Raw genomic sequence first — 10,018 nt, 5'->3', positions numbered from 1 at the left:
GGACAGCTTGGAGGCTTTACGCCGGCTCGCCTTCCCTCTTATACTTGAAACCAGTGATACGGAAGGAGAGTAACACGGAATGAAAATCATTGATGCGCACATGCACTTGTCTCATATTGCCTCGTTCAAGGAAACGGCCGAAAACCGCTCGTTCGTCGATTACTCCGTCGACGGGCTGCTGCGCGAATATGCCGAGAACGGCGTCGTGCTGGGGATCGGCATGGGGGTGACGGAGACCGCCGCCGGAGGCTTCCCCGACCGGGAAGCCCCGACGCCAATGGGACTCGATATGGTGGAATCGTATCCGGGGCAGATCGCGTACTGCCCCGGCGTTAACCCGTTCAAGCTGGACAACGCCGGACTGGATGCGCTGGAACAAGCGCTGCAGCGGCCGGAGGCGGTCGGGATCAAAATTTACCTCGGCTATTACCCATACTATGCCTACGATGACGTCTACCAGCCGGTCTACGAGCTGGCGAAGCAGTACAAGGTCCCGGTCGTCTATCATACGGGAGACACGTACTCGGAACGCGGCCTGCTGAAATATTCCCACCCGCTGACGGTGGACGAGGTTGCCGTCGCCCACCGCGACGTCAACTTCATGATCGCCCATTTCGGGGACCCGTGGGTGCTGGACGGGGCCGAAATCGTGTACAAGAACCGCAACGTATTCGCCGATTTGTCGGGCCTGATGGTCGGCGATGCCGCGGAATGCGCGCGGCTTAAGGATTCCCCGCTCTTCTTCGCGCATCTGCGCCACGCCGTGACGTATTGCGACCATTACGAGAAGATGCTGTTCGGCACCGACTGGCCGCTCGCCCCCGTGCAGCCTTATCTGCAATTCGTGCAGGAGCTGATCCCGGAGGCATATCATGAGCACGTATTTTACAAAACCGCCCTGCGCGTGTTTCCGAAAATCGCTCCGCTCGTGGAGTAGCCGCATATACGACGCACAAACGCTCAAAAAAAATCCCCGCCTCGTCGATGGCAGCGACGGCGGGGATTAAAAAGATATATGTTAAGTAACGGGATCTTTTTTAGTATGCGGCGGGAAGCTTAAGCCCACCTTAAAAGAAGCTCAAAATTGGATTAAAAAATGAGAGCGGCTAGTCCTTATACGGATCGAATTCGTCCGCCCCGGCCATGCATACGCCGATCGGCTTCAGCACATGCAGCACGTCAATCGTCTCCGCATGGGCATCCAGCACCTCTTGCAGCTTCCGGTACACGAACGGGCTCTCGTCCGTGCCGGCTCCGCGAAGCTCGACGCCGAAGCTCCGCACGGCCTCGTGCATTTGCGCCTCCGAGATGAGACCGCCCGTACGGGCGCGCGTCTTCCAGTTCATTTTGCCGGCGGCTTGCGTCCGGCTCATAATTCTTCCCGCGCCGTGCACGGTGCTGTAATAGGCCGCCCGATTCTCCTCCGTATCCTTCCCCCGGACAATGACCGAGATGTCGCCCATGCTGCCGCCGATGAACCCAAGCTGGCCGGGAGCGGACGGCGTCGCCCCTTTGCGCACGACGACCGTTTCCCGGCCGCTGTGGGTCTCTTTCCAAGCATAATTGTGGTGGTTGTGCACCTCGAATTCCGCGTCCGCTCCCAGAATCGCCAGCACCTGACGGATGACGGCATCTCTTCCGGCATACGCGTACCGCCCAGCCAGCTTCATCGCGCGGTAATACATATCGCCCAGCTCGCTGTCCAGATCGAGCAGCACCGGCGGCTGGTCCATCTTTTCCCCTGGAGCGTTGGCCAAAAATTCCCTGCCCGCCGCAAGGTTAATAAACCCGCTGGCCGTCTTGTGGCCGAACCCGCGGCTGCCGAAGTGATTGCCGATCCACAGCCGCCCCGTCCCCGCTTCCTCGAACAAATCGACGAAGTGATTCCCGCTGCCTACGGTCCCCAATTGATCGCGGGCGAGCGCCTTCAGCTTATCGTGCTCCTGACGCCCGATCGCGGAATACACCGACCAGTCCGGATCGTCAAACAGCTCATGATCCACCTTCTCGCTGTTTACCCGCCCAATGCCGAACGAAACGTTCCGTGCGATGTCGTCCATGATGCGCGCCAAGCCGGGCCGGATATCCGCTGCGAGCAGGTTCGTGCGCACCGCTTTGTTCCCGCATCCGATATCGTACCCGACGCCGGACGGCGAGATTTGTCCCTCGTAGACGATCACCCCGCCGATCGGCTGACTGTAGCCCTTGTGGTGGTCCGCCATCAGAAGCGCCTGCACGACATTTCCGTGCTCCGCGCACGTTTTGGCTTGCGCCAAGGCGCCTGCCTCCGGGCTCCCCCAGACGCGGACGCCGTCTATGATTTGATAAGCCATGCTGTCAGCTCCTTTTCCTGCAAAAGCTTCGCAATGCGTTCCTTTACTTGTTCATTCGGCTCGGAGACCGTCAGTTCCTGCAAGGCCGCCGTCACTTCCTCTCCCCACACCGGGAGAGGCCAGGTTTCCAAGCATTTCAGCGCCATGTTGCGGTTCATGGTGGACGGGCTCCGCAAGCCGGCGGCGACCAGCTTCGTCCCGCGCCCCTCGAAAACGTCCAGCGCCTGCAGCAGGCTTTGCAGGCATTGATGCGGCGCATACGGCTCCCCGTAGCCGATTTCGTCCTGCGGACCGCTCGCGATTTCGTCCAGCGGGAGGTGTGCTTCCGCATAACGGACCAAACGATCCATCCGCTCCGGTTCCTCCGTTTGCGCAAGCTGATAATACAGATGGCTGTCCAGAGGATGCTCCGGCAGCTGCCCGAACAGCACCTCCCAGATGTCCATTCGGAGCCGCTTGGCCGCATGAATCGCATGCTGCCGCATCGTGCTGTCCTGCGAGCGGATGCCTTCCCATACTTTGGCCGGCCATCCTTCGTCGCGGATGACATTGTCGCACAGCCGCTTGCAGGCTTCGCGCAGGTCGCCGGACCAGCCTCTGTCGTACCGTCGTTCCCAGCGCTTCCCGTCTTCGTTTAGAAAATCATAAATATCCGTCACAACCGATAGCTGCGCCACGTTAATGCACATCGTCTGCGAATGCCTTAGAAAATCGCTTACCGCCAATGCTGCGTCCTCGTAGTCGTCGATATCTTCGGCAGGCCCTCCGGCCAGCAGCGCGGAGAGGATGACCCCTGCCCCGTCATACAGTTCAAGATCCACAGAGGCTTGCGCCAGCGCTTCGGCCAGCCCGCCGTTACGCGCGCAATAACAGGCCAAATATTCGTTCATCACGCTGTTGCGGCATCCGTGGCGAAGCAGCCAGTCCCGGATTTCCTGCGTCTGCGGCTCCAGACGCTCGACCAGTTGGATTTTTCCCCAGCCGTCTACAGCCTTGGCCAATTCAAATAGCGTCTCGTTGGCATGCTCCAGGCTGCCACGAATCGCAACCGCAGAATAGAGCGTAAATTCGTCATGCTTCCCCAGCGTAACGACCAGCTCCCGGTGCCTCTCGGTTTCGAACTGGCCCAGCAGCGCAATCCCCAGCTTGACGACATTGCGGTGTGCCCCGTATCTCGCGAACCACTCCGCTTCCTGGTACAGCTTCGGAATGACGACTCCGGGGCGCTCCCGCAGCGATTCCAGCAGCGGGTCAATGACGCTCAGCACCTCCTCCTGCATCAGCTTGAGGTACGTAGCGCGTCTTGTTTTGTTGCCCGGACTCCGGCTTTGCTTGACGAGGAGCTGCACCAGCGCTTGTACCTTCGCCGTATCCGCTTGCCCTCCGGCGTGGTGGCTGAACGTCCCGTCCATGCCCCCCGCGACCCAGCGCACGGCATGCCCGGCCCAATACTCCTCGTCATCCGGCAGCTTGGCATCGCGGAGGCGACCCTCGTCATCCAGCGCGGACACGATATATTCATAGATGGAAGGCTTGCCGGCCCATGGATAAAGCGTATTTTGATTAAAACTATTCATCATCGTCAATCACCCGTTCTCCCACACTTCGCTAAGCACGGCGCGGAACAGCTCATCAAGCTCGCGGGCCTGTGCGCCTGCGGCGCTTTTCAAATGAACGGCCGTGTGCTCGAAATGATTCATTTTTTGTTCCAAAAAATCGTTGATGGGGTTGATCCTCGGCTCGTAGTCCATTTCGTCCCCCGCCATTTTGCGTTCCACCAGCTTGCGGATGACCTGCTTCAGCTCGCTGCCCTCCGGCACCAAGCGGTTCACCAGCACGTCGAATTCCATCGGCGGCATCGCGTTAAACCGCTCGATCCATTCGCAGGCCAGAACCGGACGAAGCACGTAAAAATATTTTTTGATCTTCACCTGCTCCCCCTGCAAGTAATCCCGGTAATTGCCCTTCGCCATATTGAGATAGTGATACATGCACGATTTCGGGGAAAAGGTCAGCGGCGAGATGCGGCGGATGCGCTCCGCTGCGGAATATTTCTCATAGTACGGGATCGGCGACTGCAGCCACTCCAGCAGCGGCGGATTCGATTTGCGGAATAAGTTCAGCGCCTTTCTCAAATCCCAGCCGTTGATATCGAGCTTGTCGCTGATCGGCCGCTCGATCACGTCCCGTTGTTCGAATATGGATAAATACCACTCGACAGGCCGGACGTACAGGAAACGGACATCGTAGTCGCTGTCCTTCGACGGGAACCCCCATGCCCGGCTGCCCGATTCGCAGGCGTACAGGATGCGCACCTGCTCCTGCCGCTCGATGCGGCACAGTTCTTCTAATATATGATGGCAAAAGTCGGTCATCACGGTTCCCTCTCCTTCGGATTGACATGCTGCTAATGGAAAAAAGCCATCGACCTCAGCGGTCCATGGCCCGATGTTCTTCAGCATGGTTTTACGGCGTGCGCGTAAAATGCCATTCCAATAGGACCGATGAGATACGAAGGTCAAAGCTGCCGTGATCCGGCAGACGGCGTTTGGTGTTCGTCAGGATAAACTGCAGATTTGTCGTAATCCCTGCCATCGTCATCGGCCTCCTTTTCGTAGAAAATGGATCGTTACTTTTCGTTGCCGCCCAGCTCCATGGCATCGATCTTCCCCGTCATATCCGAGTAGCCTTGTACCGCTTGCGCAATATAGGACAGTACCGTGTCGCTCCAGCCGTAAATATAGAACGTGTTCCGGTCGGCCGGAGGGGCCATCGCATAGCGGTACGGCGCAATATCGACAATGAACGCCTTGACCTGCGGGTTCACCTTGGCGCGGTATTTCGCCAGCTCGGCGTAAAACGGGCTGCCGCTGTTCTGCTGCTCATCCGTGATAATGATGATCTGGTCGACCCGTTTGTTTTCATAAAACAGCTTGCGCACAGGCGCGCCGGTATCGGTTCCGCCGCGGGAACGGATGCAGTCCGCCTGCGTTAAAATGCTGTCGTGACGCGACGGCTTGGCGTCCGTCACTTCCGTGTCGAACAGCCAGAACAACGAGTTCCCTTGCGTTTTCTTGTACAGCGCCAAGGCGAATATGGACCCGATCTGCAAATATTCCCCCTGCATGGAGCCGGAAATATCCAGGAAAATCGCCGTGTTCTCGCCGATCTCCGGCAGGTTCGCGAACGTCAGCTCCACCGCCGCCCGCAGCGCGTCGCGCAGCTCCGGACGCTCCACCTCCCGGAACGCCTTGGCGAACCGGAACGGCAAAATCTTCGCTTTGCGCAGCGCCTCGCCATTCGTCAGACGCTCCACCGCGAACGCCAGGTTGGCTTTCTTCTCGAACACGCCCGCACGATCCAGCGCGTTCAGATGGCGCAGCAGCGCAAACGTAGGCATCTGGCGCAGCAGCGCCTCCCAGACGGCCTTGGACGGCTTGACCGCTCCCGTCACCGTCTCGTACGGCAGCTTCCCGCGTTCGATGCAGGCGAGCTGCTCGGCTTCGCTCCTCGCCCGCTTCAATTGCTCCAGCGCCTCCACCTGCGGGAGCATCGCGAGACTCGTCTCCTGCCCGCGCAGGTACCGGAACAGTGCCTGCTGCTTAAGATCGGCCGGCTTTGGATGCGCCGTCGCGATCGCATCGCCCAAGCTGAACCCGCGTCCCCGGCCGTTGTACTTCAGCGCCCAATATTCGGACACCCCGGAGAGGAAGCGGGCAATCTGCCGTTTCACGGCCCGGCCGCCCTGCCCGCGTCCAAGTCCCCGGAGGATCGTCAGGAAGTCGGACAAGTCGGAAGGAATCCGGACCACTTGGTCGAACACCTTGGCGAACAAATCCGGCCGGTAAGACGACAGGATGGCGAGTCCGAACAACGGCTGCAGCCGCATGAATCCCTCGTTGCGGGCGAACACCAGCGCTTTGGCCATAAATTGCGGGTTACACTGCGCCATTTCGTGATGCAGCTCAAGCGCGTCCTTCAGCAGTTCGTTTTGATCGGCGTAAAACGTATTTCCAAGCGTATTGGTCAACAGCGTCTGCACGTACTGCTCTTCGGCCGAACGCGCATAAGCGGGGAATCCGTCTTTGTTATGTGTCGTCGGCAGCATCGCGCCGAACATTTTTTTAGCGAAACTCATGGTTGGAAACCTCCTCCAAGTTTTTTTGCGCAGCAAAACCAAAGCTTGTTGAGAAAGTGGTGAAATTGAGGTAATAGAGGTGTACGAGTGGGTGGGGGTATCTACTTCCGGTCGCTACTCCACCCCGCAAAGTGAAGTTGAATCAGGGAAGCTTAGTCCGAGTACTTTGCGGGGACCCCGGGTCCTCGGGAAATTTTGATTGAAGCCGCTTAACAGCGGGTATTTCCCGCAGACAAAGGCGAACGCTATCGCTCCTCCAGTAGATACCCCACCTCCGTATGTTTCCCATTTTTGTAAAAAGCCGCTTTCTCAACACCCTGAGGTTTTGCGCAGCAAAACCACTTCGTAAGCATATTTTTCGTTTTTGCGCAGCAAAAACGGCTTCGTCCTAAACTCCGGCGAGGGAAAGTGAGGAAGGTCGGTGCAGGACTCGAACCTGCCGTATTGCCCATACTCTTTGGCCGCTTGGATGCGAAGGAACCCTCCCCGGCGCCTCGCCGTAATATGAACTTATTGAGATCGAAGCGAGGGAAAAACGAAAAGGCGCATGGCGTCCCGGACGCCCGGTTTCCGCCGTCAATTCTTTTCCCATAAAAGTCGAAGGAGCCCTTTCAAGCGCCTCGCTTCGGTATTCCTATGGTGAAGATCCCCGAGGAAGTGGGCGGAAAGGAACCATAACTGCTCTACCATCTGAGCTATTCCGCCGTATAGCGGAAGCCGGACTCGAACCGGCGACCTGTCGCTTAAGAGGCGAAGTAACCCTTCCAAGCGCCTCGGTGATCTTTTGCCGTAAGGCTTTGCCTTTCGGCGTCGGCCTTACGTGTACTATCATCGCTTATTTTCAGCCCTGCGAACATGGCGAAAGTATTACGACAAGAAAGAAAGTTTTCCTTTTTCTCCAATTCCCTTCCCTGTTACAATAAAAGGAACAGCTACGAAAGCGGAGGTTGTCCATGGCCAGAGAAAGCTTCGATAAAGAAATCCAATTTTTGCGCATGCTGGTGCTGACCAGCGGCGCCTACAGCCGCCAGCAATTCGCGCAGCGGCTCGGCATCTCCGTACATACCTTCGATAAAACGATCCGGCGGCTGAAGGACATCGTCAATACGATGTACCAGCAGCTCCCGCAGGAGCAGGGCAAAGAATTCGCCGAAACGCTCCGCTTCAGCTACTACGAGTCCGCAGACCCGATGCTGCTGTTCTTATACCGCGCCAAGTCGCTCAAGGAATCGGAAAGCCACCGGCTGTCGCTGCTGCTAGCCGCCATGCAGGATGAGGCCCGGACCGTCATGGAGCTGCTCGATGCATGCTGCAGCGATCTTCCCGCGGAGCTTCCGCTGCCCGACGAGAAAACGATCCGCTCGGACCTGAAATATTTGGAGGAAGTCGGCGTGATCGCAAGGGAGCCCGGAGGACGGCCTTACCGGTACCGCGTTCACGACCGGCTCATCAAGGAGCTGACTTACGAGGAGCTTCTCGATCTCTACGACTACGTCGACATTATGGCGAATACGCAGGTGCCGTCCGTTCAAGGCTATCTTTTGCGGGATAGTGTGAAGAAGGCTTTGCAGCAAACCGGCGGCACGGAAAACGTCACAGGAGAGCCTTTTCTGTACAAGTACCATTACTACTCGCGCATTCTGGATGAAGCGCATTTGTTCACTCTGCTTGGAGCCATTCGGCAGCGCCGGAAGGTGCGGTTCCTCTATTTCTCGCCCAAAACGCGGAAAAGCTACGCTTCAAAAAATACGAATCCGCTGTTCGAACGCGAAACCGAGGGAAAAGAGGTTGTGATCCTGCCGCTCAAGGTCATCTACGATCACCAATACGGCCGGTGGTATTTGCTTGGCTCGGAAAATCGGCAGGGGATCGTGAAGTTCCGTCTGGAAGGCTTGACTCAACTGAACGAGGACGAGGCCGTACCCGAAGAAACGTTCAACGAGAAGCTGCACCTGCTGGAGGAGAAAACCCGCTACAGCTGGCTTATCGATACGGGAAGGCCGCTTACGGTGCGGGTACGGTTTTTCAGTCCGGAGGCCCCGCAGCCGAATTTCGTCAAAGAGCGCGTGCTGCTCCAAGGGCAATGGGGCCATATTACGGAGGAAGACGAGACTTCCTTTATCTACGAAATTAGGGTGCATGGGACGACCGAGATCAAGCCTTGGCTTCGCAGCTTCGGCTCCAGCTGCGAAGTGCTCGCACCGGAGCACCTGCGCCGGGAGCTGATTGAGGAGTGGAAGGAGATCGCAGCGTACTATGAATCCGTTTGAAAAAATTTTCAATTACCAGGTCATGTCCCGCCTGCACGAAACGGGCACGCTCGCCGTCACCTCCCACGAACGGACATGGCTTAAGGCGATGCTGGAGCATCCGGCGTCGGGTCAAGCTTTTACTCCCGAGACGCTGGAGAAGCTGCAAAGCATGCTCGAAGACGACCCGGCGCTGGATATGAAGGAAGGCTTCGGGGAAAAGGCCAAAAGCCGGGAGCATCAGGTATATCATCCGCTTCTTCGCCCCTTGCGGCGGATCATGCTGAGGAAAGGCGGCATTCTCATCAGCCACCGGATCAGAGACGGACGAATGTTCGAGGCGCAGCCGGGCTTTCCGTTCAAGCTGGAATATTCGATGGTCAAGCGGGAATGGTACTTGATCTGGTACCATCTCCGGCATCGGGCGCTGATGAACACGAAGCTGCAGCACATCGTGGAGCTTGCGGAACAGCCGGTTTCCGCGGAGGAAGCCGCAGCTGTCGAAACGGACATCAACCGCATGCTGGAGAGCCGGAAGGAATCGGCGGTCATCGAGGTGGTGCGCGAGTATAACAACGAGCTCTCCCGCATCCTGTATGCCTTCTCGTGCTTCGAGAAACAGGTCGGATACGACGACGCGGCAGACTGTTACACAATCCGGCTGACGTTCCTTGGGGACGAGAGCGAATATATTTTGTCCAAGCTGCGCTTTCTTGGCAAGCGGGTCCGGGTGGTCGAAGGCGACAAGCTCAAGCGGCGCATGCGGGAATCAGCGGCCAAGGCGCTGGGCCGGTACGGGGTAACGGAGGAGCAGCCTGTTGTTCCGTAAACAGCAGCGGGCTGGCGGAAAAGGGCGGGCCTCGGCCGTAAGCCGATCGGTAACCTGGTGGCGCCGCTGTTAGGATGACGCGTCGGGCGTCGGATTGATCTGTCGGGAAATCGAGGGTACCCAAGCTCGTGGGGCACCATTGTGAGGCCCGAGACGCTGGGGCGCTCGGGGAGTTCGATGGCGCGTGTGGAGCTCTCGACGACGCTGGATGGCTCTAGACTCTATGATGCGCCAGACACTCGATGGATACTCTTTGACGTTCCATGATACGTTAGACGCCCGACGGATACTCTTTGACGTTCCATGATACGTTAGCCCGACGGATGCTCTTTGACGCTCCATGATACGCTATGCTCGATGACAACATCTCTACGATGGTGCAATGTGGCGCTCGATGACACTTTACGCTGTGACATTCGATGTGCATTTGGAAGTGCTTTTCAGCTCATAGTGCACGATTACGTCCGAT

The 10,018-nt window shown here is 57.8% G+C and carries 8 protein-coding genes; 3 read left to right on the top strand and 5 right to left on the bottom strand.

Annotated features, from left to right (window positions below):
- Positions 1-79: 79 nt before the first annotated feature.
- The gene (locus PEH01S_RS28765) at positions 80-937 is read left to right on the top strand and encodes an amidohydrolase family protein (RefSeq protein WP_025845869.1); all 858 of its coding nucleotides are present in this window, start codon (positions 80-82) and stop codon (positions 935-937) included.
- A 169-nt stretch (positions 938-1,106) separates the two neighbouring features.
- Here PEH01S_RS28765 and PEH01S_RS28760 read toward each other — a convergent pair whose 3' ends face one another.
- The 5 genes from PEH01S_RS28760 to PEH01S_RS28745 form a co-directional block, all read right to left on the bottom strand.
- The gene (locus PEH01S_RS28760; protein ID WP_127489595.1) at positions 1,107-2,333 is read right to left on the bottom strand and encodes an RtcB family protein; all 1,227 of its coding nucleotides are present in this window, start codon (positions 2,331-2,333) and stop codon (positions 1,107-1,109) included.
- Positions 2,315-3,913, bottom strand: coding sequence for a limonene hydroxylase (locus tag PEH01S_RS28755; RefSeq protein WP_164828064.1), 1,599 nt, complete (start codon positions 3,911-3,913; stop codon positions 2,315-2,317). Before PEH01S_RS28755 ends, PEH01S_RS28760 begins: the two co-directional genes overlap by 19 nt.
- Positions 3,914-3,919: 6 nt before the next feature.
- Positions 3,920-4,708 carry a nucleotidyltransferase domain-containing protein gene (locus tag PEH01S_RS28750; RefSeq protein WP_025845864.1) on the bottom strand — a complete coding sequence of 263 codons (789 nt, stop codon included), beginning with the start codon at positions 4,706-4,708 and terminating at the stop codon, positions 3,920-3,922.
- A gap of 91 nt (positions 4,709-4,799) precedes the next feature.
- Positions 4,800-4,928, bottom strand: coding sequence for a hypothetical protein (locus PEH01S_RS35915; protein ID WP_275452134.1), 129 nt, complete (start codon positions 4,926-4,928; stop codon positions 4,800-4,802).
- A gap of 34 nt (positions 4,929-4,962) precedes the next feature.
- Positions 4,963-6,471 (bottom strand): TROVE domain-containing protein, encoded by a 1,509-nt coding sequence (locus tag PEH01S_RS28745; protein ID WP_127489591.1) that lies wholly within the window; start codon positions 6,469-6,471, stop codon positions 4,963-4,965.
- A 953-nt stretch (positions 6,472-7,424) separates the two neighbouring features.
- On the opposite strand from PEH01S_RS28745, the gene PEH01S_RS28740 reads away from it, so the two are divergent.
- Positions 7,425-8,741 (top strand): WYL domain-containing protein, encoded by a 1,317-nt coding sequence (locus PEH01S_RS28740; RefSeq protein WP_127489589.1) that lies wholly within the window; start codon positions 7,425-7,427, stop codon positions 8,739-8,741.
- Positions 8,728-9,549, top strand: a complete 822-nt coding sequence (locus PEH01S_RS28735) for a WYL domain-containing protein (RefSeq protein WP_127489587.1) — start codon at positions 8,728-8,730, stop codon at positions 9,547-9,549. Before PEH01S_RS28740 ends, PEH01S_RS28735 begins: the two co-directional genes overlap by 14 nt.
- Positions 9,550-10,018 lie beyond the last annotated feature (469 nt).

Origin of the sequence: Paenibacillus ehimensis NBRC 15659 (genome assembly GCF_004000785.1) — a bacterium.
Lineage (GTDB): Bacteria > Bacillota > Bacilli > Paenibacillales > NBRC-103111 > Paenibacillus_G > Paenibacillus_G ehimensis.
Note: the sequence above shows the minus strand (reverse complement) of the source record. Positions and strands in the feature narration are given on the sequence as shown.

Excerpts from the sequence above, each read along its gene's own strand:
- PEH01S_RS28755 (WP_164828064.1), bottom strand. The coding sequence starts at position 3,913 with ATGATGAATAGTTTTAATCAAAATACGCTTTATCCATGGGCCGGCAAG.
- PEH01S_RS28735 (WP_127489587.1), top strand. The coding sequence starts at position 8,728 with ATGAATCCGTTTGAAAAAATTTTCAATTACCAGGTCATGTCCCGCCTG.
- PEH01S_RS28745 (WP_127489591.1), bottom strand. The coding sequence starts at position 6,471 with ATGAGTTTCGCTAAAAAAATGTTCGGCGCGATGCTGCCGACGACACAT.
- PEH01S_RS28750 (WP_025845864.1), bottom strand. The coding sequence starts at position 4,708 with ATGACCGACTTTTGCCATCATATATTAGAAGAACTGTGCCGCATCGAG.
- PEH01S_RS28765 (WP_025845869.1), top strand. The coding sequence starts at position 80 with ATGAAAATCATTGATGCGCACATGCACTTGTCTCATATTGCCTCGTTC.
- PEH01S_RS35915 (WP_275452134.1), bottom strand. The coding sequence starts at position 4,928 with ATGGCAGGGATTACGACAAATCTGCAGTTTATCCTGACGAACACCAAA.
- PEH01S_RS28760 (WP_127489595.1), bottom strand. The coding sequence starts at position 2,333 with ATGGCTTATCAAATCATAGACGGCGTCCGCGTCTGGGGGAGCCCGGAG.
- PEH01S_RS28740 (WP_127489589.1), top strand. The coding sequence starts at position 7,425 with ATGGCCAGAGAAAGCTTCGATAAAGAAATCCAATTTTTGCGCATGCTG.